Consider the following 25073-nt stretch of genomic DNA (forward strand, 5'->3'; position numbering starts at 1 on the left):
GGCGGCGCTGGGTGCAGTAATGCGCAAGCTGGTGCACATGTGCTTCGGGGTGCTTAAAACACGCCTGCCATGGGATGAAAATTATGCAGCTACCGCTTGACGTTCAAGACGGTAGCTACAAAACCAGATTTACATTCTTTGTCGTAGGCCGGATAAGCGAAGCGTCATCCGACAAAAAAACCGTCAAGTTGAGGCCGGAAGGTTCAGCGTCATCCAGCTATTATTTTTTGCGCAGCAGCCTCAGCGCGTTAGCCGTGACCAGTGCCGTTGCGCCTGAATCTGCCAGTACCGCCAGCCACAGGCCGGTGAGGCCCATCAGCGTGGTGACCAGGAAAATGGCTTTCAGGCCCAGCGCAATGGTGATGTTCTGGCGGATATTGTTATGGGTGGCTCTTGCCAGGCTAATCATACCCGCAAGCTCGGTTAAGCGGTTATGAGTTAGCGCCGCGTCTGCGGTTTCCAGCGCGACGTCCGTTCCGCTGCCCATGGCGATCCCGATGGTGGCTGCTTTCATGGCCGGGGCATCATTGATGCCATCGCCGACCATTGCCAGCGGATTTTGCGCGTTGAGCTCGTTTACCGCTTTGACTTTATCGGCGGGCAGCAGGCTGGCGCGGTAGTCCATGCCTAGTTCACTGGCGATAGCGGCTGCGGCGCGGGGGTTATCGCCCGTCAGCATCACACCCTGCACACCGATCTTTTTCAACGCCTCTACCGCTTCCCGGGCATCGCCGCGCAGGGTATCGCGCATGGCGATAACACCCAGTAATACATTCTGGTGGACTGCTGCGATGACCGTCTGGCCTTCGGCTTCCAGCTGCGTGATACGCTGCTGCCAGCTCTCATTAAGTACGCCAGCAGGAAGCTTACCAGGAGTGCTAAGCCGCAGTGTTTCACCGTCGATAAGCGCTTCCACACCAATCCCTGCCAGCGCCCGATGTGATTCGGTCACCGGCAGCGTCAGTGCTCTGCTCTGCGCCTCGCGGACAATCGCCTGTGCCAGCGGATGCGTTGAGCCTTGCTCTACTGCGGCGGCAAAGGCCAGCAGTTCGTTTTCGCTAAGTGAGCCCGAGATTTCTATCGCTGTGACCTGGGGTTTACCTTCCGTCAGCGTGCCGGTTTTATCGAAGGCAATATGCTGGATCTTGCCAAGACGCTCCAGGGCCGCTCCGCCTTTAATCAGCGCCCCACGCCGCGCGGCGGCGGCCAGGCCTGAAGTGATTGCCGCAGGCGTTGAAATGACCAGCGCGCACGGACAGCCGATAAGCAGCAGCGCCAGCCCTTTGTAGATCCACTCGCTCCAGCTCTGGCCGAACAGCAGCGGCGGGATGACGGCCGCCAGCAGGGCTATTGCCATAATAATCGGCGTATAAATACGGCTGAAACGATCGATAAAGCGCTCTATCGGCGCGCGACGCTCGTCAGCTTCCTCTATCAGGCGCAGGATGCGGTCAATGGCGCTGTCGCCCGGCCCGGAGATCACTTCGAGCTGAACCAGCCTGTCGACGCTGGTGCTGCCCGCCGGGACCTTCTCGTCTGGCTCGCGCTCCACGGGAACGGATTCGCCGGTCAACGCGCTTTCATCGAAGCTGGCGGGCTGGCCAAGCAGGCGACCATCCGCAGGCAGGCGGCTACCGGCAGAGACTTCAATGATATCTCCCGGACGAAGTTCGCTTAGCGCGACGGCTTCCCGCTCGCCGTTACGGATGCGCGTTGCTACCTCGGGCTTGAGCGCCATCAATGCGCTGACGCCACGACGTGCGCGGCTGGCGGCATAAGATTCCAGACGTTCACCGACCAGGAACAGCAGCAGCACCATTGCGGCTTCGGCTGTGGCACCAATGAACAGCGCGCCGATGGCGGCAACGCTCATCAGCGTTTCAATGGCAAACCAGTTGCCGCTGCGGATCAGGCGCACGGCCTGGCGCGCGATGGGCCACAGGCCAACCAGCGTGGTGGTGATAAACGCCAGATTGCCAAAGGGATGGTTGAACTGCTCAAGACCCCAGCTGATCGCCATCATGGCAATCAGAGAGAGAAGCGGTAGGTTTTCACGCCAGACGGAGGGAGCCGGGGCGGCGGGTGCATCGCTGTTGCGTAGCGTATATCCGGCGGCTTTCACCGCTTTCTCTACTTCAGAACGAACGTCCCGCGGGGCGCTGACCAGAAGCTTTTCAGTGGCAAACAGGACCTGAACGCGCTGAACGTCAGGCACCTGCTTCACTGCATTTTCGACTTTTCTGGCGCAGGCGGCGCAGTCCATCCCGGCGACCAGCCAGGTGTAGCGCTCGCCGTTATCGGGAAGCGTAATGGTTTCCGGCTCGGCCGAACACTGCTCGTCGGTGCAGCAAGAGGGTGCCTCAACGGGCAGCGGGCTAAGCTTTGCCTTCGCAAACTGCGGGGAATTTTTAGAGTTGAGCATGCACCCTCCTGGGTAATGATAAAGTTCTCATTACCCATGTTACACTCTGGAGCTTACTCCAGAGTCAAGAGGGTTTACGCGAATTAAATATATAACGCCCGCACGATCATAAAGTGACCGGCAAAATAACAGGCGGCGGTGATGGCGCTGTCGGCGGTAAAGCGGCGACGGTAGTGGCTACCCAGCCAGACGATGTTCCCCAGCAGCAGTAAAGCCGCACCCACGAAGCCGGAGAAGCTGGTGCTGGTCGGGCGGAAGAAATAAAGCTCTCCGGCGAGCCACACCATGACCAGCGTCATGCCGATAAACGTCATGATTGGCCAGCGGAAAGCCTCCAGTTTTGTCCAGATCAGGGCCACCAGCAGCGCGCCGACGATAAGCAAGGCCAGCGGCAGCGGCCAGAAGAAGGAGAAGGTCATCTGGCTGGCGAAATAGAGGGTATAGAGCAGATGCGACAGGAAAAACGCACCAATCGCGTACAGCATGCGCTGGGTTGGCAGCAGCGTCAAAGCATCGCCCACAAGCGTTGCCAGCAGGCCGGCGAGGATCAAATAGCCGGTGGCTTCGAACATCGGCGCCTGCCAGGCCAGCAGAAGTAAAAGCAGCAGCGTCACGGGCTTAAATACCCAGCGTTGCCAGACTGGGCCTCGGTAGGAGGCATCCACATAGAGCCATCCGGAAAGGCATACAGCAATAAACGACCAAAGCATGGCGTGTCCCTTTTGTAGTTGTTGGCGTACGGCACGGTCGCCCGTGTTTATTCTTATCAGTCTAGTGGTCAACGGCAAGGGATGACAACGGCCAGATGAGCGGGGTATGCTTAAAAGTGCCTGACTCTTCGAGAAAAATCCATGAGTAAACCGCCAGTTATCTTCATTGCAATCATTGCCTTAATCGTGGTGGCCGCGTCGTTTCGCTTTATGCAGCAGCGCCGCCAGAATGCCGAAAACGACGCTGCGCCGCTGAGCCAGAAAAGCGTAGTGGTCTCGACAAAGCGTGAAAAGCCTGCCAATGACAGACGCTCACGCCAACGTGAAGTGACTCCCGCGGGTGAAGCCATGCGCTATGAAGTGTGGTTCCGTCCGCAAACGGGCGGCATGGAGCTGAAAATGCGCGTACAGGCTGCGCAGTACCACGAAATGAGCGTTGGGGATAAGGGAACTTTGCAGTACAAAGGGACGCGCTTTGTTGGCTTCGTCCCTGATAACGTTCAGCAATAAAAAATTATTGACCCTGACGCAGCTTCTTCTGCCAGGCCAACAGTTCAAACACGCCGAAGACGAAGATCTTAAACTGCTGCAGACGGCTCAGCGGCGGCGCGTCTTTGGGCTGGGTCGACTTCAGAAGCGCCAGCTGCATGCCGTGCATCAGCACTGTGAAGATCAGCGCCACGTTGACAAAAATGTTCAGCGGGCGCGGGAACGGGTGGACGATATTGAGCAGCAAAAATGCCCACACGAACAGCATCAAAAGTCTGCCTATGTTAATCAGCACGGTGTTTCTCCTCAGGCTTCGCGAAGATAAAGACGATAGGCGACCTGACCGGCCACTTTCTCACGATGTAATGTCCAGCTCGCAGGAACCGGCGGCATACCGTTCTCCACTTCACTTTCCACATAAATCAGCGCCTCTTGCGCAAGCCAGCCGTTAGTTTCCAGCAGCGTCAGCGTCTCTTCCAGAAGCCCTTTACGGAAGGGGGGATCGACAAACACGATGCTGTGCGGCGTGCCCGGCTGCGCCAGATAATTCAGGGTGTTGGTATTCACCACGGTGCCATTGCTTGCTTTGAGCGTCAGCAGATTTTTCTGTAATTGCGCTGATACGCTCCGGTCCATCTCCAGCAGCGTAGCACTTGCCGCATAACGTGACAGCGCTTCCAGCCCCAGCGCACCGCTGCCTGCGAAGCAGTCCAGTACGCCGGCGTCGACCATCGACGGAGCCAGCCAGTTAAACAGCGTTTCGCGAACCCGGTCGGTTGTCGGCCGCAGCCCTGGGCTGTCCGGAACGGGGAGTTTACGGCCACGCCATTGCCCGCCGATGATGCGGATTTGGCCGGTGCCGGAGGATTGGGGTTTCTTCATGAGACTCACTGGGATGCGATTTTTGTCGGCTATTCTAACGTTGCTACGGAGGCGGGGAAACCTTAATCCGCCAGAGTGCCGTAAGCGTCGGGAAAGTGATAGACTAACATATTCAATCGATGATTATTTTCAGTGCCCGGAGCCAGTGCGATCGGGTCTGTGCCATGAATCAACAGCGAGGAGTACATTCGCAAATGGCGAAAGAGAAAAAACGTGGCTTTTTTTCCTGGTTGGGCTTTGGTCAGAAAGAGCAAGAACCGGAACAAGAATCAGAAAAAAAACCAGAACAGGAACAGCCGGTTGCTGAAGAAGTTGTTGAGCAGAATGCTGAACAAATCGTCGACGCCCAACAGCCTCTTGCGGACGAAGAAAAGCCGGAATCAGAAACGGTAGCGGAGCCAGTAGCCGAGCACTCCCCGCAGGAAACTGAAGCCTTTGCTCAGGACGTTGTGGAAGTCAGCGAACAGCTGGTGGAAACCGCGCCTGAGCCAGTGGCAGAGCCGCAAGATGCCCGCGAGCCAGAAGCTGTTGCAGAGCCAGAGATCGTCGAACCAGAGGTGATGAAACCGGCAGTGATTGAGCCGGATATTCTGCCAGAGCCAGAGCCAGAGCCAGAGCCAGAGCCAGCCGTTCTGCCGCAGGCCACCCTTGAACACGAAGAATTACCGCTGCCGGAAGACATCGTCGAAAGCGAGCCAGAGCCAGAAGAGTGGCAGGCAGAGCAAGCCGCTGACGAAACCGTCGCCGAAATCGAAGAAGTGATAGCCGCCCATGTCGAATACGCGCCTGTTGAAGAGGCTCCAGTAGAAGTTACTGAGCCAGAAGAAGAGGCTGAAGCCGTCGCGAAGGACGATATCCAGGAAGAGCAGGAGAGGCCAACCAAAGAGGGTTTCTTTACTCGCCTTAAGCGTAGCTTGCTGAAAACGAAGCACAATCTCGGTTCCGGATTTATCAGTCTTTTCCGCGGCAAAAAAATCGACGACGATCTGTTTGAAGAGCTGGAAGAGCAGCTGCTGATTGCCGACGTGGGGGTGGAAACCACGCGCAAAATCATCACTAACCTGACAGAAGGCGCGAGCCGTAAGGACTTGCGTGACGCCGAAGCGCTCTATGGTCTGCTGAAAGACGAAATGAGCGAGATCCTGGCGAAGGTCGACGAGCCGCTCAACGTTGAGGGTAAAACCCCGTTTGTCATCCTGATGGTTGGCGTCAACGGCGTAGGTAAAACTACCACCATCGGTAAGCTGGCGCGTCAGTTCCAGGAGGAAGGTAAATCGGTGATGCTGGCGGCGGGCGATACCTTCCGTGCGGCGGCCGTCGAACAGCTCCAGGTCTGGGGCCAGCGCAACAATATTCCTGTTGTCGCTCAGCATACGGGAGCAGATTCCGCGTCGGTCATTTTCGATGCCATTCAGGCGGCTAAAGCCCGTGGCGTGGACGTGCTGTTGGCTGATACCGCTGGGCGTTTGCAGAACAAAGCGCACCTGATGGAAGAGCTGAAGAAAATCGTCCGCGTGATGAAAAAGCTGGACGAAGATGCCCCGCATGAGGTTATGCTCACCATCGATGCCAGTACGGGTCAGAATGCAATAAGCCAGGCGAAGCTGTTCCATGAAGCCGTAGGGCTGACGGGGATCACCCTGACGAAACTGGATGGCACAGCCAAAGGCGGCGTGATTTTCTCCGTTGCTGACCAGTTTGGCATTCCGATCCGCTATATTGGCGTTGGTGAACGAATTGAAGATTTACGTCCGTTTAAGGCGGACGATTTCATTGAGGCACTTTTTGCCCGAGAGGATTAACAATGATTCGCTTTGAACACGTCAGTAAAGCCTATCTCGGTGGACGCCAGGCGTTGCAGGGAGTCACTTTCCATATGCAACCCGGCGAGATGGCGTTTCTGACCGGCCACTCCGGCGCGGGGAAAAGTACCCTGCTCAAGCTTATCTGCGGTATTGAACGGCCAAGCGCCGGGAAGATCTCTTTCAGCGGTCACGATATCAGCCGCCTGAAGAGCCGTGAGGTGCCGTTCCTGCGGCGTCAGATTGGCATGATTTTCCAGGATCACCACCTGTTGATGGACAGAACCGTCTACGACAACGTGGCGATCCCGCTGATTATCGCCGGTGCCAGCGGAGAAGATATTCGCCGCCGGGTAAGCGCCGCGCTCGATAAAGTGGGCCTGCTGGACAAAGCGAAGAACTTACCTATCCAGCTCTCCGGCGGTGAACAGCAGCGTGTGGGCATTGCTCGCGCGGTGGTAAACAAACCCGCCGTGCTGCTGGCGGATGAACCCACCGGTAACCTCGATGATGCGCTCTCGGAAGGCATTCTGCGCCTCTTCGAAGAGTTTAACCGCGTCGGCGTAACGGTTCTGATGGCAACGCACGACATGGGGCTTATTTCTCGTCGCAACTACCGGATGTTGACGTTAAGCGACGGCCATTTGCATGGAGGCCTGGCAGGTGAATAAACGCACTGCGATGAACCACATCAAGCGGTTCAGCAACCGACTGGATAAAATCAATAAGCTCAATAAGCTCGGGGATCTGGGGCGCTCGGTGAAAAAACGTGGCAAAGGACCTCAGTCCAAAGCCCGTTCGCTGAAGGGCGGCGTGAACGAACAGTTCCGCTACGCCTGGGAAGGCGCGCTTCAGGATCTGAAAAGCAAGCCGATTGCCACGTTCCTGACCGTGATGGTTATCGCCATTTCGCTGACGCTGCCAAGCGTGTGCTACATGGTTTACAAAAACGTGAATCAGGCCGCGACGCAGTATTACCCTTCGCCGCAGATTACCGTCTATCTGGATAAAGCGCTGGATGATAACGCGGCAGCACAGGTTGTCGGCGCCATTCAGGCAGAAGAGGGCGTCGATAAAGTTAATTATCTCTCCCGTGACGAAGCCCTGGGCGAATTCCGAAACTGGTCTGGATTCGGCGGTGCGCTGGATATGCTCGAAGAGAACCCGCTGCCCGCCGTGGCGGTGGTCAATCCTAAGCTGGATTTCCAGAGCACGGAGCATCTGAACACCCTGCGCGATCGTGTGGCACGTATTCACGGTGTGGATGAAGTGCGCATGGACGACAGCTGGTTCGCCCGTCTTGCGGCGCTGACTGGGCTGGTCGGCCGTGTGGCTGCAATGATTGGTCTGCTGATGGTTGCTGCGGTATTCCTGGTGATTGGTAACTCGGTACGTCTGAGCATCTTCGCCCGACGCGACACCATTAACGTACAGAAACTTATTGGTGCAACGGATGGGTTTATCCTGCGCCCCTTCCTGTACGGCGGTGCCTTGCTGGGGTTCAGCGGCGCGTTTTTATCCCTTATTTTGTCTGAAATTCTCGTGCTGAGATTGTCATCGGCAGTCACCGACGTGGCTAACGTGTTCGGCACCAGATTTGATATTTCCGGCTTAGGTTTCGACGAATGCCTGCTGTTACTGCTGGTTTCGGCGATGATTGGCTGGCTGGCAGCCTGGATTGCCACCGTACAACATTTACGTCGTTTTACCCCAGAGTAAAAAATTTTTGATATACTTCTCCCCTGCTACGATGTGCCCGTCAGCAGGGGGGCAAGTCCCACCTCGGTTCGCTATCTCTCCTGCTATGCTTCATTGTGCTGTCACATTTTGTGTGTAATCTATACACAGCCATACATTGAACTTGTGGATAAGATCACTGTCTGAGAGTAGTGTGAATGGTACGGTTTGGCGCCCTGACGTGGAGTCAGTGTTTTTGCCCTGTCAATCGTTGTGGCAACCTGTACGTTATCTCTAAGAGAGGGTTTGAATGACCAAAGATATGCATACTTTAGCTTTAGCCCCTGTTGGTAACCTGGAGTCTTACATCCGGGCTGCTAATACCTGGCCGATGTTAACGGCTGAGGAAGAGAAGGAGCTGGCTGAAAAGCTGCATTACCAGGGCGATCTGGAAGCAGCGAAAAGGCTGATCCTGTCTCACCTGCGCTTTGTTGTTCACATCGCTCGTAACTATTCGGGCTACGGCCTGCCGCAGGCTGACCTGATTCAGGAAGGCAACATCGGCCTGATGAAAGCGGTTCGTCGCTTCAATCCAGAAGTGGGTGTCCGCCTGGTCTCCTTTGCCGTGCACTGGATCAAGGCTGAAATTCACGAATACGTGCTGCGTAACTGGCGTATCGTGAAAGTGGCAACCACCAAAGCACAGCGTAAGCTGTTCTTTAATCTGCGTAAAACCAAGCAGCGTCTGGGCTGGTTTAACCAGGACGAAGTGGAAATGGTCGCCAATGAATTGGGCGTATCCAGCAAAGACGTGCGTGAGATGGAATCCCGCATGGCGGCGCAGGACATGACCTTTGACATGGGCAACGATGACGACGCCGACAGCGCGCCAATGGCCCCGGTTCTCTTCCTGCAGGACAAAACGTCCAACTTTGCCGACGGCATCGAAGACGACAACTGGGAATCCCATGCCGCTGATAAGCTCAGTGATGCCATGCTGGGTCTTGATGAGCGTAGCCAGGACATCATCCGCGCACGCTGGTTAGACGAAGACAACAAGAGCACGTTGCAGGAGCTGGCAGACCGCTACGGCGTCTCCGCAGAGCGTGTTCGCCAGCTTGAAAAGAACGCGATGAAAAAGTTGCGCATGGCTATCGAAGCCTGAGTTTTTCAAGCCAGATAAAAAACCGCCTCCCGGGGCGGTTTTTTTATGCCCGCGCTACCCCCTTCTCAAACGTGACAAAATTGTTATTCCAAAAAGCCCAAAATCGGGTATGTTTTTAGCACGGAGTGCGGCGATGGCCTGCGCGGTAATCTCCACATCAAAAAAACAGTGCCAAAACAACACACAAAGACCAATCACAACAAGAACGGGGATTCTCAGGATGAAAATGAAGGGCAAAGCCTTACTGGCTGGTTGTATCGCGCTCGCCATGAGCAATGCGGCATTCGCCAAGGACATTAAAGTCGCGGTAGTGGGCGCCATGTCTGGCCCGGTTGCTCAGTACGGCGACCAGGAGTTTACCGGCGCAGAACAAGCCGTTGCGGATATTAATGCCAAAGGCGGCATTAAAGGCGACAAGCTGGTCATTACTAAATACGACGACGCCTGCGACCCGAAACAAGCGGTAGCGGTTGCCAACAAAGTGGTTAACGATGGCATCAAATACGTTATCGGCCACCTGTGCTCTTCTTCCACACAGCCCGCGTCTGACATCTATGAAGACGAAGGCATTTTGATGATCACTCCTGCGGCAACGGCGCCAGAGCTGACGTCACGTGGTTACAAACTGACCCTGCGTACCACCGGTCTGGATTCCGACCAGGGACCAACGGCGGCTAAATACATCCTTGAGCACGTGAAGCCGAAGAACATCGCGATCATTCACGATAAGCAGCAGTATGGCGAAGGGCTGGCGCGCTCCGTTCAGGATAGCCTGAAGAAAGCGGGTGCTAACGTGGTGTTCTTTGACGGTATCACCGCAGGCGAAAAAGACTTCTCCACGCTGGTGGCACGCCTGAAGAAAGAGAATATCGATTTTGTTTACTACGGCGGCTACCACCCGGAAATGGGGCAGATCCTGCGTCAGTCCCGTGCGGCAGGTCTGAAAACTCAGTTTATGGGCCCGGAAGGCGTGGCGAACGTTTCGCTGTCTAATATTGCCGGCGCATCCGCTGAAGGTTTGTTAGTGACCAAGCCGAAGAACTACGACCAGGTCCCTGCTAACAAACCGGTTGTTGATGCGATTAAAGCGAAGAAACAGGATCCAAGTGGTGCCTTCGTGTGGACTACCTACGCGGCGCTGCAATCTCTGGCGGCTGGTCTGAACAAGTCAGAAGACCCGGCTGAAATCGCGACCTACCTGAAAGCCAGCTCGGTGGATACCGTTATGGGGCCGCTGTCCTGGGATCAGAAAGGCGACCTGAAGGGCTTTGAGTTCGGCGTCTTTACCTGGCATGCCGACGGTACAGCGACCGACGCTAAGTAAAATTTGATTAACCCGCTCCATAGGGGCGGTTTTTTTGGTGGATCACGCTAGCGCTTATTCACCCTACAAATGCGTTGCGTAGGTCGGATAAGCCCGCGTCATCCGACACCTATTTTATTTCTCCCAACCGCCCGTCTGCGCCCGAAACCCCAAAGCCTGCATAAACGCCGCCATCACGCTGCGATCTTCTACGCCAATATCATTCATCCACCAGCTGGAAACTTCGGGGTTATCCCGCAAAACTTCTTCTATCAGATACTGCCCAACGCCACGGCGACGGGTAATTTCTCTTACCCGTAAAGAATCTAGCGCGCCGGAGGCTCCTGTTAGCGTAACGCGTACCGCACCCAGTAAACGGTCATTAAATTTTGCGGCATAAATGCGGTGCGTATCGGAAAGCGTCAGCGAGGCGCTTGAATATTCCGGCCAGATCTTAGCGAGATCGATCTCATCCTGGGCACTACACTCAAACAGACGAATGATGGTGAGTTTCATAAGCGAGCTAACCAAAAAGCGGGAAAACACCGAGTGTAACCAATTTATTTACCCCAGACGCTTTATCTTTTTTCTGCGTCCTGGCAGCCGATTGCATTCTGTGACAAAGATTAAGCAGTTCGAAACACGTCAGATTGAAATGTGGTCAGTATAAAACCCTAAAACCCAGCATTTTATTCCGCTCTTTGTACCGCTATTTTATGCTGAAAAAGGCACTTTTTTTTGTTTCACTCTGCTCAAATACAGAATAATATCTCTGCTTAATCGCCTGAAAAATAGAGCTTTTAGCCGGAAATATTGTAAATTTTGCCGCTAAGCCATTAAAGGCACTGGTAAAAATCATAAATTGATTACAAAAAGCGCAGCCGTTTTTTGACCAGCATAAAACCACAAAATCACGAAAGAAATGGGGATCGAAACGGATGAAAATGAACGCGAAGACGTTACTCGCAGGCATGGTTGCTTTAGCGATGTCTCACGCGGCAGCCGCTGCAGACATTAAAGTTGCCGTTGTCGGGGCGATGTCAGGCCCGGTAGCGCAATGGGGTGACATGGAGTTCAACGGTGCACGCCAGGCTATCAAAGACATCAATGCCAAAGGCGGCATCAAAGGTGACAAGCTTGTCGCGGTTGAATACGACGACGCCTGCGATCCAAAACAAGCCGTTGCGGTTGCCAACAAAATTGTTAACGACGGCGTGCGTTATGTGATTGGCCACCTGTGCTCTTCTTCCACGCAGCCAGCTTCAGATATTTACGAAGACGAAGGCATTCTGATGATCACCCCAGGGGCGACCAACCCTGAGCTGACAAGCCGCGGCTACGAGATGATCATGCGTACCGCCGGTCTGGATTCCTCCCAGGGGCCAACGGCTTCTAACTATATCCTTCAGCACGTAAAACCACAGCGTATCGCTATCATCCACGATAAGCAGCAGTATGGTGAAGGTCTGGCGCGTTCCGTACAGGACGGCCTGAAAAAGGGCGGCGCGAACATCGTCTTCTTTGACGGCATCACCGCGGGCGATAAAGATTTCTCCACCCTGGTGGCGCGCCTGCAAAAAGAGAACATCGACTTCGTCTACTACGGCGGTTACTACCCTGAAATGGGCCAGATCTTGCGCCAGGCACGCGCTGTTGGTCTGAAAACTCAGTTTATGGGGCCGGAAGGCGTGGGCAACGCATCCCTCTCTAATATCGCAGGCCCGGCGGGCGAAGGCATGCTGGTCACTATGCCAAAACGCTATGACCAGGACCCGGCGAACAAAGCTATCGTTGACGCGCTGAAGGCAGAGAAAAAAGACCCGAGCGGCCCGTACGTGTGGATCACCTACGCAGCCGTGCAGTCTCTGGCTACCGCGCTTGAGCGTACCGGCAGCGCAGAACCGGCTGATTTAGTGAAAGATTTGAAAGCGAACGGTGCGAAAACCGTGATTGGGCCGCTGAGCTGGGATGAAAAAGGCGATCTGAAAGGATTTGAATTTGGTGTCTTCCAGTGGCACGCCGACGGTTCGTCCTCCGTGGCGAAATAAGGCGAAGGCTACTTCAGTCATCCCACCTTCCGGGCGCAACGCCCGGGAGGAATAATAAGGTTAAGTTATGTCCGAGCAGTTTCTCTATTTCTTGCAGCAGATGTTTAACGGCGTCACGCTGGGCAGTACCTACGCGCTGATCGCCATCGGCTATACCATGGTGTACGGCATTATCGGCATGATCAACTTCGCCCACGGCGAAGTCTATATGATCGGCAGCTACGTCTCGTTTATGATCATCGCAGCGTTAATGATGCTGGGTATCGACGTGGGCTGGATGCTGGTAGGCGCAGGCTTCCTCGGGGCGATTATCATCGCCAGCGCCTACGGCTGGAGCATTGAACGCGTGGCCTACAAGCCGGTGCGTAACTCCAAGCGCCTGATTGCCCTGATCTCCGCCATCGGGATGTCCATCTTCCTGCAAAACTACGTCAGCCTCACCGAAGGTTCCCGCGATATCGCCCTGCCAAACTTATTTAACGGTCAGTGGATCGTGGGGGCGAGCGAAAACTTCACCGCCACCATTACCACCATGCAGCTTGTTATCTGGGTCGTGACCTTCCTTGCCATGCTGGCGCTGACGCTGTTCATCCGCTATTCACGCATGGGCCGCGCCTGCCGCGCCTGTGCGGAAGACCTGAAAATGGCGAGCCTGCTCGGGATTAACACCGACCGCGTTATCTCTCTGACCTTCGTCATCGGCGCGGCAATGGCTGCAGTGGCGGGCGTGCTGCTTGGTCAGTTCTATGGCGTTATCAATCCGTACATCGGCTTTATGGCCGGTATGAAGGCCTTTACCGCCGCGGTACTTGGCGGCATTGGTAGCATTCCAGGCGCGATGATTGGCGGTCTGATTCTGGGCGTGGCCGAAGCGCTGACCTCCGCCTACCTGAGCACGGAATACAAAGACGTTGTCTCCTTTGCCCTGCTGATTGTGGTGCTGCTGGTGATGCCTACCGGGATTCTGGGTCGTCCGGAGGTTGAGAAAGTATGAAACCGATGCATATTGTTTTTTCTGCCCTGTCGGCGGCGATGTTCTTCGTGCTGGCCGGCGTCTTTATGGGCGTGCAGCTGAGCCTCGACGGCACCAAACTGGTGGTCAACAGCGCGGGTTCCGTGCGCTGGGAGTGGGTGTGGATTGGTACGGCGATTGTTTTCGTCTTCCAGCTGCTGCGCCCGGCGTTCCAGAAGGGGCTTAAAAAAGTCTCCGGGCCGAAGTTTGTGCTGCCCGCGCTGGACGGCTCCACGCCAAAACAAAAAATCTTCCTGTTTGCGCTGCTGATCCTCGCCGTAGCATGGCCGTTCGTCGTTTCACGTGGCACAGTGGATATCGCTACGCTGACGATGATCTACATCATTCTGGGTCTGGGTCTGAACGTGGTGGTTGGCCTGTCTGGCCTGCTGGTGCTGGGCTACGGCGGCTTTTACGCCATTGGCGCCTATACCTTCGCGCTGCTGAATCACTATTACGGCCTGGGCTTCTGGACCTGCCTGCCGCTGGCGGGCCTGGTGTCGGCTGCTGCGGGCTTCCTGCTCGGCTTCCCGGTACTGCGTCTGCGCGGTGACTATCTGGCCATTGTGACGCTCGGCTTCGGCGAAATCGTCCGTATCCTGCTGCTGAACAATACCGAGATCACCGGCGGTCCGAACGGCATCAGCCAGATTCCTAAGCCAACCCTGTTCGGCCTGGAGTTCAGCCGCACCGCGCGGGAAGGGGGCTGGGATACGTTCAGCAACTTCTTCAATATTGCCTACAACCCTGGCGACAGGATTATCTTCCTCTATCTGGTCGCGCTGCTGCTGGTGGTGCTGTCCCTGTTCGTGATTAACCGCCTGCTGCGCATGCCGCTGGGCCGCGCGTGGGAAGCGCTGCGTGAAGATGAGATCGCCTGCCGCTCGCTGGGTCTGAACCCGACGCGCATCAAGCTGACCGCTTTCACCATCAGCGCCGCGTTCGCCGGTTTTGCCGGCACGCTGTTTGCCGCACGCCAGGGCTTCGTCAGCCCGGAATCCTTCACCTTCGCCGAGTCTGCCTTCGTGCTGGCCATCGTGGTGCTGGGCGGGATGGGCTCGCAGTTTGCCGTTATCCTCGCCGCGGTGCTGCTGGTTGTCTCCCGCGAGTTGATGCGCGACCTGAATGAATACAGCATGCTGGTGCTCGGTGGCCTGATGGTACTGATGATGATCTGGCGTCCGCAGGGCCTGCTGCCAATGACGCGTCCGCATCTGAAGCTGAAGAAAGCGCAGGCAGAACAAGTGAAAGGGGAGCAGGCATGAGTCAGCCACTGTTATCCGTAAACGGCCTGATGATGCGTTTCGGCGGCCTGCTCGCCGTCAACAATGTCGCTCTTGAGCTGCATCCTCGGGAAATTGTTTCGTTAATCGGCCCGAACGGCGCCGGTAAAACTACCGTCTTCAACTGCCTGACGGGCTTTTATAAGCCGACCGGCGGCACCATCATGCTGCGCGACCAGCACCTGGAAGGCCTGCCGGGTCAGCAGATTGCCCGCATGGGCGTGGTGCGTACTTTCCAGCACGTGCGTCTGTTCCGCGAAATGACGGTGATTGAAAACCTGCTGGTGGCCCAGCATATGCAGCTGAAAACTGGCGTGTTCTCTGGCCTGCTGAAAACCCCTGGCTTCCGCCGCGCGCAAAGCGAAGCGCTGGACCGGGCCGCCACCTGGCTTGAACGTATCGGCCTGCTCGAGCAGGCAAACCGTCAGGCGAGCAACCTGGCGTACGGCGATCAGCGTCGTCTGGAAATTGCACGCTGCATGGTCACCCAGCCGGAAATCCTGATGCTGGATGAACCTGCCGCTGGCCTTAACCCGAAAGAGACCCACGAGCTAGATGAGCTGATCATGGAGCTACGTAATCACCACAACACCACCGTGCTGCTGATTGAGCACGACATGAAGCTGGTGATGGGCATTTCCGACCGGATCTACGTGGTAAACCAGGGAACTCCGCTTGCCAACGGCACGCCGGAGCAAATCCGTAACAACCCTGACGTGATCCGCGCCTATCTGGGAGAGGCTTAAGATGGAAAATATCATGCTGTCCTTTGACCACGTAAGCGCCCACTACGGCAAGATCCAGGCGCTGCACGAGGTCAGTCTGCACATCAAGCAGGGTGAGATCGTAACTCTGATTGGCGCGAACGGTGCGGGTAAAACCACGCTGTTGGGTACGCTCTGCGGCGACCCGCGTGCATCCAGCGGCAAAATTACGTTTGATGGCAAAGACATTACCGACTGGCAAACCGCGCGCATCATGCGCGAAGCGGTTGCGATTGTGCCGGAAGGCCGCCGCGTCTTCTCACGCATGACGGTGGAAGAGAATCTGGCGATGGGCGGTTTCTTCGCGGAGCGTGACCAGTTCCAGACCCGCATCAAGCGCGTCTACGATCTGTTCCCACGCCTGTATGAACGCCGCATCCAGCGTGCCGGTACCATGTCCGGCGGTGAACAGCAGATGCTGGCCATTGGCCGTGCATTGATGAGCCAGCCGCGCCTGCTGCTGCTCGACGAGCCGTCGCTGGGCCTCGCGCCGATCATCATTCAGCAGATTTTCGACACCATCGAACAGCTGCGCAGCGAAGGCATGACCATCTTCCTGGTGGAGCAAAACGCCAACCAGGCGCTGAAGCTGGCGGACCGTGGCTACGTGCTGGAGAACGGCCACGTGGTGCTGGAAGATACCGGCGACGCGCTTCTGGCCAACGAAGCGGTGCGCAGCGCCTATCTGGGCGGCTGATTTTTTGCAGGGCGGATGAGGCTTGTCCGCCCTGCAGGAAATGCGCTATCGAAACGATAAGGAGATCGAAATGAAATACCTGTTATTTCTGGTGCTGGTAATGGCCGCGCAGGCTCAGGCCGGCGAAAGTAAGAAGGCTTTTGACCCATCAGATCCTGCCATCTGGCACGAAAATCCCGGGCGGGTCGACCCGCGTGATGTTCCCGAAGACGAGCAGCCCTGTCGTATCTTCCAGGGCAGCGTTTGCCCGGACGCCTACGACAGCCAGACGGATATCCAGCGCGAAAAGCAGCGCCGCCACGACAAATGGCTGAATAACCAGGCTGAAAAAAACGGCTATCGATAAACCGTCGGGGAGGATGCCGTAAGCTCCCCGTCATCTTCCCAACATGCAACCGTCACGATCCTGTCACCTCCCAGTTATTTTTCTGTCATTCGCGCATGTCATGTTTTGATGCGAACAAAAACGCGTGTTTTCGCGCTTTTAGCCTCATAACAAGAGAGATAAGACATGACCGCATCGTTACGACGTACAGCCCTTTGCATGGCCCTTGGCTGTGCGCTTACCAGCAACGCTTTTGCCGCAACGTCCATCCCGTTCTGGCACTCTATGGAAGGAGAGCTGGGTAAAGAGGTCGACTCCCTGGCAAGCCGCTTTAACCAGACGCATCCTGATTACCAGATTGTCCCGGTCTATAAGGGCAACTACGAGCAGAACCTGGCGGCGGGCATTGCGGCGTTCCGTTCCGGTAACGCTCCGGCCATTCTTCAGGTTTACGAAGTGGGCACGGCGACCATGATGGCCTCAAAAGCTATCAAACCTGTCTACGAAGTCTTTAACGATGCGGGCATTAAGTTCGACGAATCCCAGTTCGTGCCGACGGTTTCCGGTTATTACACCGATGCGAAAACCGGGCATCTGCTCTCCCAGCCGTTTAACAGCTCCACCCCGGTGCTGTACTACAACAAAGACGCCTTTAAAAAAGCCGGGCTGAACCCGGACCAGCCGCCAAAAACCTGGCAGGAGCTGGCGGAGTACACGGCCAAACTGAAAGCTGCGGGCATGAAGTGCGGCTACGCCAGCGGCTGGCAGGGCTGGATCCAGATCGAAAACTTCAGCGCCTGGCACGGCCTGCCGGTTGCCACTAAAAACAACGGCTTTGACGGCACCGACGCGGTACTGGAATTCAACAAGCCGGAGCAGGTGAAGCATATCGCCCTGCTGGAAGCGCTGAACAAGAAGGGTGATTTCAGCTACTTCGGCCGCAAAGATGAATCCACCGAGAAGTTCTACAGCGGCGACTGCGCGATTACCACGGCCTCTTCTGGCTCGCTGGCCGACATCCGCCAGTACGCCAAATTCACCTACGGCGTGGGCATGATGCCTTACGATGCCGACGTGAAGGGCGCGCCGCAGAACGCCATTATCGGCGGGGCCAGCCTGTGGGTGATGCAGGGCAAAGACAAGGCGACCTACAAAGGCGTGGCCGAGTTTATGCAGTTCCTTGCCCAGCCGGAAATTGCCGCCGAGTGGCATCAGAAAACCGGCTACCTGCCGATTACCAAAGCCGCCTACGACCTGACCCGTGAGCAGGGCTTCTACAAGAAAAACCCAGGGGCGGACATCGCCACCCGTCAGATGCTGAATAAGCCGCCGTTGCCGTTTACCAAAGGCCTGCGCCTGGGCAACATGCCGCAGATCCGCACCATTGTGGATGAAGAGCTGGAGTCGGTCTGGACCGGCAAGAAGAGCCCTCAGCAGGCGCTGGACTCGGCCGTCGAGCGCGGGAATCTCCTGCTGCGCCGCTTTGAGCAGTCCACAAAGTCCTGAGTCTGAGCTGTGTCGGATGGCGCTGGCGCTTATCCGACCTGCGAAGCGCTATGTGTAGGTCGGGTGAGGCGAAGCCGTCACCCGACATTTTCAGGAAAAAATCGTTTATGTCATCTTCTCGTCCGGTATTCCGCTCAGGCTGGCTGCCCTACGCGCTGGTTCTGCCGCAGCTGATTATCACCGTCATCTTCTTCATCTGGCCCGCGGGCGAGGCGCTGTGGTACTCGCTGCAGAGCGTCGATCCGTTTGGGCTTTCCAGCACCTTCGTTGGGTTTGATAACTTCACTCAGCTTTTCCACGATAGCTACTATCTGGATTCGTTCTACACCACGCTCTATTTCAGCGGGCTGGTGGCGGGCAGCGGGCTGCTGGTGTCGCTGTTTTTCGCAGCCCTGGTGGATTACGTGGTGCGGGGCAGCCGTTTATATCAAACCCTGATGCTGCTGCCCTACGCCGTGGCGCCCGCCATCGCGGCGGTGCTGTGGATTTTCCTTTTCAATCCCGGACGCGGCCTGCTGACCCATCTGCTGGAGCAGTTCGGCTATCACTGGAACCACGCGCAGAACAGCGGGCAGGCGATGTTCCTGGTGGTGTTCGCCTCGGTCTGGAAGCAGATCAGCTACAACTTCCTGTTCTTCTTCGCGGCGCTCCAGTCTATACCCCGCTCGCTGGTGGAGGCCGCCGCGATTGACGGTGCCGGGCCGGTGCGCCGCTTCTTTAAGCTCTCGCTGCCGCTGATAGCGCCGGTGAGCTTCTTCCTGCTGGTGGTCAATCTGGTTTATGCCTTCTTCGATACCTTCCCGGTTATCGACGCGGCAACCGGCGGCGGCCCGGTGCAGGCGACCACCACGCTTATCTATAAAATTTACCGCGAAGGCTTTGCCGGGCTGGATTTGTCCGCGTCGGCGGCGCAGTCCGTGGTGCTGATGCTGCTGGTTATCGTGCTGACTGTGGTTCAGTTTCGCTTCGTGGAACGTAAGGTACGCTACCAATGATCGAGAACCGTCGCGGGCTGACTCTCTTCAGCCATACCATGCTGATTATCGGCATTCTGGCGATCCTGTTCCCGCTGTACGTGGCGTTCGTCGCCGCTACGCTGGATAACAAAGCCGTGTTTGAAACGCCGATGACGCTGATCCCCGGTGGCCACCTGCTGGAGAACATGGCGTACATCTGGCGGCACGGCGTGGGGGCGAACAGCGCTCCTTTTGGCCTGATGCTGCTCAACAGCTTCGTGATGGCGCTGGCTATCACCGTGGGCAAAATCACCGTCTCGATGCTCTCCGCCTTCGCCATCGTCTGGTTCAGGTTCCCGCTGCGCAACCTGTTCTTCTGGATGATTTTTATCACCCTGATGCTGCCGGTTGAAGTGCGGATCTTTCCGACGGTGGAGGTCATCGCCAGCCTGCATATGCTCGACAGCTACGCGGGCCTGACGCTGCCGCTGATGGCCTCGGCAACCGCCACCTTCCTGTTCCGCCAGTTCTTTATGACGCTGCCGGACGAGCTGATGGAGGCCGCCCGCATCGACGGCGCGTCGCCGATGCGCTTCTTCCGCGACATCGTGCTGCCGCTGTCAAAAACCAACCTGGCGGCGCTGTTCGTCATCACCTTTATCTACGGCTGGAACCAGTATTTATGGCCGCTGCTGATCATCAGCGATGTGAACCTCGGCACCGCGGTGGCAGGCATCAAAGGGATGATGTCGTCCGGCGAAGGCACCACCCAGTGGAACCAGGTGATGGCGGCCATGCTGCTGACCCTGATCCCACCGGTAATTATCGTTTTAGCAATGCAGCGCGCGTTTGTGCGTGGCCTGGTAGACAGTGAGAAATAACCCATGGCAGGACTGAAATTACAGGCAGTATCCAAGAGCTGGGACGGCAAAACCCAGGTGATCCAGCCGCTGACGCTGGACGTGGCGGACGGCGAGTTTATCGTGATGGTCGGCCCTTCCGGCTGCGGGAAGTCCACCCTGCTGCGCATGGTGGCGGGGCTTGAGCGCGTGACGAGCGGCGATATCTGGATCGACCGCCAGCGCGTCACCGAGATGGAGCCGAAAGAGCGCGGCATCGCGATGGTATTCCAGAACTACGCGCTCTATCCGCATATGAGCGTGGAAGAGAATATGGCCTGGGGGCTGAAAATCCGCGGCATGGGCAAAGATCATATCCACCAGAAGGTGCTGGAGGCGGCCCGTATTCTGGAGCTGGATAACCTGCTCAAGCGCCGCCCGCGCGAGCTTTCCGGCGGCCAGCGTCAGCGCGTGGCGATGGGGCGTGCCATCGTGCGCGATCCGGCCGTGTTCCTTTTCGACGAGCCGCTGTCTAACCTGGATGCCAAACTGCGCGTGCAGATGCGCCTTGAGCTACAGCAGCTGCACCGCCGTCTGAATACCACCAGCCTGTACGTCACCCACGATCAGGTGGAGGCGATGACGCTGGCGCAGCGGGTGATGGTGATGAACAAAGGCGTTGCCGAGCAGATTGGCACCCCGGTAGAAGTCTACGAGCGCCCGGCAAGCCGCTTCGTGGCGAGCTTTATCGGCTCGCCGGCCATGAACCTGCTGGAAGGGAAAATTAGCGTGGACGGCTACCGTTTCGAGATGGAAGGGGGCATTGCGCTGCCGCTGGGCAGCCCGCGATTATCCTGGGCCGGACGGGCTATTACGCTGGGTATCCGCCCGGAACATATTGCGTTAAGCTCACAATCTGCAGGTGGTATCCCCTGGCGATTAGAGACGCTCGAAATGCTCGGCGCAGATAACCTGGCGCACGGGCGCTGGGGCAAGCAGAAAGTGGTTGTGCGGCTTTCGCATCAGGTCAGGCCGCAGCCGGGCTGCGAGCTGTGGCTGCATCTTCCGGAACAAAATTTGCACTTCTTTAAAAATGACAGCTTTGACGCAGAAAATGGACAACGTTTATGAACAACTGGCCATACCCTTCCATCGTCGCCCACCGCGGCGGCGGTAAACTGGCGCCGGAAAATACCCTGGCGGCCATCGACGTCGGCGCGCGCTACGGCCACAAGATGATCGAATTCGACGCGAAGCTGTCAAAGGATGGGCAAATCTTCCTCCTGCATGACGATACGCTCGAGCGCACCAGCAACGGCTGGGGCATTGCGGGGGAGCTGCCGTGGGATCGGCTGCTTAACGTCGATGCGGGAAGCTGGTTTGGCAGCAGGTTTAAGGGTGAGCCGCTGCCGCTGCTTTCGCAGGTGGCGGAGCGCTGCAGGCTGCACGGCATGATGGCGAATATCGAAATTAAGCCGACCAGCGGCCTGGAAACCGAGACCGGCAGGGTAATCGCGCTGGCGGCCCGTGAGCTGTGGGCAGGGCAAACGGCACCGCTGCTCTCTTCCTTTGCCATTGAAGCGCTTGAGGCGGCCCAGACTGACGCACCGGAGCTACCGCGAGGCTTGCTGCTGGACGAATGGCGAGACGACTGGCGCGAGTTGACCAAACGCCTGGCGTGCGTCTCCATCCATCTGAATCATAAATTGCTGGATGAAGGGCGGGTGCGGGAGCTGAAAGCGGCGGGGCTGCATATTCTGGTGTACACGGTGAATACGCCCCAACGAGCAGCGGAACTGCTGCGCTGGGGCGTCGATGCGATTTGCACGGACCGCATTGACGAGATCGGTCCGGACTTTAAAGCTCAATAACGCGTAGGGTGGATAAGCGAGCATTCGCGCCATCCACCACGATCGTTAAGGCCCAATCGTTTTCAAAGGAATATTAGGCTGCGTCATGCTGGAATTATTCTGGTTCAGCATGCTGCCGTTGGCCTTCGGCTGGAGCATATGATCCTGCTGAACCGAGGTCCCCCCGCTACTCAGCATCCCTCCATTAGTATTCGGCAGCATCTGTTGCCCGCCGGTATTTAACTCACCCGGCTGCGAACTCAGCACCCGCTGTGAATTATTGTTGATCTGCGATTCAAGCTGCTGCTGCTGAACCCGGTTCTGGGTCTGCAGCTGCTGGTTGAGCATCCCTTTCTGCTGGATTTGCTGCGACTGCATTTGCGTCTGCATCCGCTGGTGGGTGGGGTTCTGGTAATCCGGCAGGTTTGGGTTATTCATGGTATTGAGCGGCTGTGCAAGACTGACAAAAGGCAGCAGGGCCGTCAGGAGCAATAGTTTTTTCATGTTTACCTCCTCCGTTGGGGGCATCCTCTAAGTTTACTCGGTTTCCGTCACAGCGATGGTTATTTAGGATTTATAGACCAGGATTATCTGGGGATTGCCCCTAAAACATGGAGAAAATAACGATGAAGACGTTGAATAACATGTGGATTGAGACAAGGCGCTGGATTGCCGCACCTGTGCTGATGATAAGCCTCTGTTTGACGGCGGGCGCTGCCCCTCCGCCCGTTTCATATGGTGTTGAAACTGACATCTATCATCCCGTTCGTGCTGAACACGGCATGGTTGCCACCGTTGACGCGCTGGCAACCCAGGTTGGCGTTGATATTCTTAAACAGGGCGGTAACGCGGTGGATGCCGCCGTTGCGGTGGGCTACGCGCTGGCGGTCACCCATCCGCAGGCCGGTAACCTGGGCGGCGGGGGCTTTATGCTGCTGCGCACTAAGGACGGTAAAACAACCGCCATCGATTTCCGTGAAATGGCACCGGAAAAGGCATCCCGCGACATGTTCCTTGATGAGCAGGGGAATGCCGACAGTAAAAAATCTCTTACCTCTCCGCTCGCTTCCGGCACGCCGGGCACGGTCGCCGGTTTCTCTCTGGCGCTGGAAAAGTACGGCACTATGCCGCTGAACAAGGTCATTCAGCCCGCGTTTAAGCTGGCGCGTGACGGTTATATCGTTAACGAGGCGCTGGCAGACGATCTCAAACAGTACGGCTCAGAAGTGCTGCCCAGCCATGAAAACAGCAGGGCCATCTTCTGGAAGAAAGACGGTAGCCTGCTGCAAAAGGGCGACAGGTTAATACAGGCGAATCTTGCCAAAAGCCTCGAGCTGATAGCCGAAAACGGCCCGGATGCCTTCTATAAAGGCCCGATTGCCGACCAGATCGCCGAAGAAATGGCGAAGAGCGGCGGGTTAATCAGCAAAGCCGATCTGGCAAATTACAAAGCCGTGGAGCGTAAGCCCATCAGCGGTGAGTACCGCGGCTATGAAGTTTATTCCATGCCGCCGCCGTCCTCTGGCGGGATCCACATCGTGCAGATCCTGAATATCCTCGAAAACTTCGACCTCGCGAAATACGGCTTCGGCAGCGCCGACGCGATGCAGCTGGTAGCCGAGGCGGAAAAATACGCTTACGCCGACCGCTCGGAATACCTGGGCGATCCGGACTTCGTCAAAGTGCCGTGGCAGGCGCTGACCAGCAAGGCGTACGCCAAATCCCTGGCGGAGAAAATCGACGTCAGCAAGGCGCGCCCGTCGAGCGACATCAAGCCGGGCAAGCTCGCGCCGTATGAAAGCAACCAGACCACGCACTTCTCGGTGGTGGATAAAGACGGTAACGCCGTTGCCGTGACCTACACGCTGAACACCAACTTCGGCAGCGGCATCGTGGCGGGCAACACCGGTATCCTGATGAACAACCAGATGGACGATTTCTCCGCGAAGCCGGGCGTGCCGAACGTTTATGGGCTGGTGGGCGGCGACGCCAACGCGGTGGGGCCGCATAAACGTCCGCTGTCCTCGATGTCGCCCACGATTGTGGTAAAAGATGGCAAGACCTGGCTGGTCACCGGCAGCCCCGGTGGCAGCCGTATTATCACCACCGTGCTGCAAATGGTGATTAACACCGTCGATTTCGGGATGAACGTCGCCGAAGCGACCAGCGCGCCGCGCTTCCATCATCAGTGGCTGCCGGACGAGCTGCGGGTGGAGAAGGGCTTTAGCCCGGACACGCTGAAGCTGTTGGGTGAGAAGGGGCAAAAGGTCGTGGTGAAGGAAGCAATGGGCAGCACGCAAAGCATTATGATTGCGCCGGACGGCAAGCTTTACGGCGCCTCTGACCCGCGTACGGTTGAGGATTTGACTGAGGGGTATTGAGCTGTGGCGGTGGATGGCGCTCGCGCTTATCCACCCTACGAATCAAAGCGGTAGGGCGGATAAGCGCAAGCGCCATCCACCATTTCCCTCCAGCCTAGACCGGTTTCAGCCGCGCCATAAAGTGCGCGTCCACATATTTCCCGTCGCGCAGGCCGAAGTTTCTGCCGGTGCCTTCCACTTCGAAGCCAAACTTACGGTACACCGCCAGCGCCGGTGCGTTATCGGTGAACACCGTCAGTTCGATACGGTCAATACGCAGCCAGTTGTCGCACAGGTCGGTCATCGCGGCCATTAACGCGCTGGCCACGCCTCTACCGTGAAAGTTGCTGTCCACGCCCATCCCGAAGGTGGCTACGTGGCTGCGGCGCGGGGACGGTTCAACCGTCAGCATCAGCTGGCCGACAACTTTGCCGTCGATACAGGCGACAAGATTGCGGCTGCCCGGTTTAGGCTCCGCTATGCGATCCACCCACATTTTTAGAGGGGTATGAGGGATCTGTAGCGTGTCGCGCTGCGGCGTCGGCTGGCTGTAAATTTGATGCAGGGCTTCCGCATCGCCAATTTCTGCGTGACGCACTACGATTTCACTCATCCTTTTATCCTCAATGGGTTAGTTAAACCCTTTAAACATCATTGACTTTGTTTGTGAAGTCAACGGCACATTTTTTCAAATTAAGCTTTACAAGTGCGAATGATAATGATTATTATTGCCATGCGTTCAGGGGAGACCCTTACGGAGACAACCTGAAAGCACGACATTGCTCACATTGCTTCCAGTATTACTTAGCCAGCCGGGTGCTGGCTTTTTTTTTGCCCTTTTTCGAGAGTGTCGGATGGCGCTAACGCTTATCCGACCTTGTATTATTCCCCCTGTTCAGAGTAAACCGGCCAGTTTATTCTGAACGCAGTCCGGACGTCGTATCCGACCTTAGGCTCTCAAGTCTGTGGTGTAGATTTTAACG

General features: G+C 56.8%; 25 protein-coding genes. 18 read left to right on the forward strand and 7 right to left on the reverse strand.

The window, feature by feature from the left end; all coding sequences use genetic code 11:
* Positions 1 to 220: 220 nt before the first annotated feature.
* Both zntA and HYQ67_RS22720 read right to left on the reverse strand, forming a co-directional pair.
* Complete coding sequence (gene zntA, locus HYQ67_RS22715) at positions 221 to 2422, reverse strand: Zn(II)/Cd(II)/Pb(II) translocating P-type ATPase ZntA (RefSeq protein WP_202308226.1); 2202 nt, start codon at positions 2420 to 2422, stop codon at positions 221 to 223.
* A gap of 83 nt (positions 2423 to 2505) precedes the next feature.
* Positions 2506 to 3132: a lysoplasmalogenase gene (locus tag HYQ67_RS22720; RefSeq protein ID WP_202308228.1), complete on the reverse strand. Its 627-nt coding sequence runs from the start codon at positions 3130 to 3132 to the stop codon at positions 2506 to 2508.
* 141 nt (positions 3133 to 3273) lie between these two features.
* On the opposite strand from HYQ67_RS22720, the gene HYQ67_RS22725 reads away from it, so the two are divergent.
* Positions 3274 to 3642, forward strand: coding sequence for a DUF2500 domain-containing protein (locus tag HYQ67_RS22725; RefSeq protein WP_202308230.1), 369 nt, complete (start codon positions 3274 to 3276; stop codon positions 3640 to 3642).
* 4 nt (positions 3643 to 3646) lie between these two features.
* Here HYQ67_RS22725 and HYQ67_RS22730 read toward each other — a convergent pair whose 3' ends face one another.
* Positions 3647 to 3916 carry a DUF1145 family protein gene (locus tag HYQ67_RS22730; RefSeq protein WP_202308232.1) on the reverse strand — a complete coding sequence of 90 codons (270 nt, stop codon included), beginning with the start codon at positions 3914 to 3916 and terminating at the stop codon, positions 3647 to 3649.
* Between the two features lie 11 nt (positions 3917 to 3927).
* The gene (gene rsmD / locus HYQ67_RS22735) at positions 3928 to 4503 is read right to left on the reverse strand and encodes a 16S rRNA (guanine(966)-N(2))-methyltransferase (protein ID WP_202308241.1); all 576 of its coding nucleotides are present in this window, start codon (positions 4501 to 4503) and stop codon (positions 3928 to 3930) included.
* Between the two features lie 194 nt (positions 4504 to 4697).
* Between rsmD and ftsY the strand changes: the two genes are divergently transcribed.
* The 5 genes from ftsY to HYQ67_RS22760 all read left to right on the forward strand — a co-directional run bounded on the left by ftsY (position 4698) and on the right by HYQ67_RS22760 (position 10471).
* Positions 4698 to 6305, forward strand: a complete 1608-nt coding sequence (ftsY, locus tag HYQ67_RS22740; RefSeq protein ID WP_202308243.1) for a signal recognition particle-docking protein FtsY — start codon at positions 4698 to 4700, stop codon at positions 6303 to 6305.
* Positions 6306 to 6307: 2 nt separating this feature from the next.
* The gene (gene ftsE, locus HYQ67_RS22745; RefSeq protein WP_202308252.1) at positions 6308 to 6976 is read left to right on the forward strand and encodes a cell division ATP-binding protein FtsE; all 669 of its coding nucleotides are present in this window, start codon (positions 6308 to 6310) and stop codon (positions 6974 to 6976) included.
* Positions 6954 to 8024, forward strand: coding sequence for a permease-like cell division protein FtsX (gene ftsX / locus HYQ67_RS22750; RefSeq protein WP_237391409.1), 1071 nt, complete (start codon positions 6954 to 6956; stop codon positions 8022 to 8024). The genes ftsE and ftsX overlap by 23 nt, the downstream gene beginning before the upstream one ends.
* A gap of 268 nt (positions 8025 to 8292) precedes the next feature.
* Entirely contained in the window at positions 8293 to 9147 is an 855-nt protein-coding gene (gene rpoH / locus HYQ67_RS22755) for an RNA polymerase sigma factor RpoH (RefSeq protein ID WP_202308256.1), read from the forward strand.
* Between the two features lie 220 nt (positions 9148 to 9367).
* Positions 9368 to 10471, forward strand: a complete 1104-nt coding sequence (locus tag HYQ67_RS22760; protein WP_202308258.1) for a branched-chain amino acid ABC transporter substrate-binding protein — start codon at positions 9368 to 9370, stop codon at positions 10469 to 10471.
* A 114-nt stretch (positions 10472 to 10585) separates the two neighbouring features.
* Here HYQ67_RS22760 and panM read toward each other — a convergent pair whose 3' ends face one another.
* A complete protein-coding gene (gene panM / locus HYQ67_RS22765) occupies positions 10586 to 10966 on the reverse strand; it encodes an aspartate 1-decarboxylase autocleavage activator PanM (protein ID WP_202308270.1) in 381 nt (126 codons plus the stop codon).
* Between the two features lie 422 nt (positions 10967 to 11388).
* Between panM and livK the strand changes: the two genes are divergently transcribed.
* From livK to ugpQ, 11 genes are all read left to right on the forward strand, one after another.
* Positions 11389 to 12498, forward strand: coding sequence for a high-affinity branched-chain amino acid ABC transporter substrate-binding protein LivK (gene livK / locus HYQ67_RS22770; RefSeq protein WP_202308272.1), 1110 nt, complete (start codon positions 11389 to 11391; stop codon positions 12496 to 12498).
* A 67-nt stretch (positions 12499 to 12565) separates the two neighbouring features.
* Positions 12566 to 13492, forward strand: a complete 927-nt coding sequence (livH, locus tag HYQ67_RS22775) for a high-affinity branched-chain amino acid ABC transporter permease LivH (protein WP_202308274.1) — start codon at positions 12566 to 12568, stop codon at positions 13490 to 13492.
* Complete coding sequence (locus HYQ67_RS22780; RefSeq protein ID WP_202308276.1) at positions 13489 to 14775, forward strand: high-affinity branched-chain amino acid ABC transporter permease LivM; 1287 nt, start codon at positions 13489 to 13491, stop codon at positions 14773 to 14775. The genes livH and HYQ67_RS22780 overlap by 4 nt, the downstream gene beginning before the upstream one ends.
* Positions 14772 to 15539: a high-affinity branched-chain amino acid ABC transporter ATP-binding protein LivG gene (gene livG / locus HYQ67_RS22785; RefSeq protein WP_202308285.1), complete on the forward strand. Its 768-nt coding sequence runs from the start codon at positions 14772 to 14774 to the stop codon at positions 15537 to 15539. Before HYQ67_RS22780 ends, livG begins: the two co-directional genes overlap by 4 nt.
* A 1-nt stretch (position 15540) precedes the next feature.
* Complete coding sequence (livF, locus tag HYQ67_RS22790; protein ID WP_202308287.1) at positions 15541 to 16254, forward strand: high-affinity branched-chain amino acid ABC transporter ATP-binding protein LivF; 714 nt, start codon at positions 15541 to 15543, stop codon at positions 16252 to 16254.
* Between the two features lie 70 nt (positions 16255 to 16324).
* Positions 16325 to 16600, forward strand: a complete 276-nt coding sequence (locus HYQ67_RS22795; protein ID WP_202308289.1) for a hypothetical protein — start codon at positions 16325 to 16327, stop codon at positions 16598 to 16600.
* A gap of 165 nt (positions 16601 to 16765) precedes the next feature.
* Positions 16766 to 18085: a sn-glycerol-3-phosphate ABC transporter substrate-binding protein UgpB gene (ugpB, locus tag HYQ67_RS22800; protein ID WP_202308291.1), complete on the forward strand. Its 1320-nt coding sequence runs from the start codon at positions 16766 to 16768 to the stop codon at positions 18083 to 18085.
* A 107-nt stretch (positions 18086 to 18192) separates the two neighbouring features.
* Positions 18193 to 19080: a sn-glycerol-3-phosphate ABC transporter permease UgpA gene (gene ugpA / locus HYQ67_RS22805; protein WP_202308293.1), complete on the forward strand. Its 888-nt coding sequence runs from the start codon at positions 18193 to 18195 to the stop codon at positions 19078 to 19080.
* Entirely contained in the window at positions 19077 to 19922 is an 846-nt protein-coding gene (ugpE, locus tag HYQ67_RS22810) for a sn-glycerol-3-phosphate ABC transporter permease UgpE (protein ID WP_202308295.1), read from the forward strand. Before ugpA ends, ugpE begins: the two co-directional genes overlap by 4 nt.
* A 3-nt stretch (positions 19923 to 19925) precedes the next feature.
* Positions 19926 to 21011, forward strand: coding sequence for a sn-glycerol-3-phosphate import ATP-binding protein UgpC (locus tag HYQ67_RS22815; RefSeq protein WP_202308297.1), 1086 nt, complete (start codon positions 19926 to 19928; stop codon positions 21009 to 21011).
* A complete protein-coding gene (gene ugpQ, locus HYQ67_RS22820) occupies positions 21008 to 21751 on the forward strand; it encodes a glycerophosphodiester phosphodiesterase (RefSeq protein WP_202308299.1) in 744 nt (247 codons plus the stop codon). The genes HYQ67_RS22815 and ugpQ overlap by 4 nt, the downstream gene beginning before the upstream one ends.
* A gap of 45 nt (positions 21752 to 21796) precedes the next feature.
* Here the strand turns inward: ugpQ and HYQ67_RS22825 are convergent, their stop codons facing one another.
* On the reverse strand, positions 21797 to 22234 hold the full coding sequence (locus tag HYQ67_RS22825) for a DUF2756 family protein (protein WP_202308310.1): 438 nt from the start codon (positions 22232 to 22234) through the stop codon (positions 21797 to 21799).
* Positions 22235 to 22416: 182 nt separating this feature from the next.
* On the opposite strand from HYQ67_RS22825, the gene ggt reads away from it, so the two are divergent.
* Positions 22417 to 24111, forward strand: a complete 1695-nt coding sequence (gene ggt, locus HYQ67_RS22830) for a gamma-glutamyltransferase (RefSeq protein ID WP_237391411.1) — start codon at positions 22417 to 22419, stop codon at positions 24109 to 24111.
* A gap of 94 nt (positions 24112 to 24205) precedes the next feature.
* Here ggt and yhhY read toward each other — a convergent pair whose 3' ends face one another.
* Positions 24206 to 24703 (reverse strand): N-acetyltransferase, encoded by a 498-nt coding sequence (gene yhhY, locus HYQ67_RS22835; RefSeq protein WP_202308312.1) that lies wholly within the window; start codon positions 24701 to 24703, stop codon positions 24206 to 24208.
* Positions 24704 to 25073: the final 370 nt, after the last annotated feature.

The organism is Dryocola clanedunensis subsp. sulfonylureivorans (assembly GCF_016756775.1).
GTDB lineage: Bacteria > Pseudomonadota > Gammaproteobacteria > Enterobacterales > Enterobacteriaceae > Dryocola > Dryocola clanedunensis.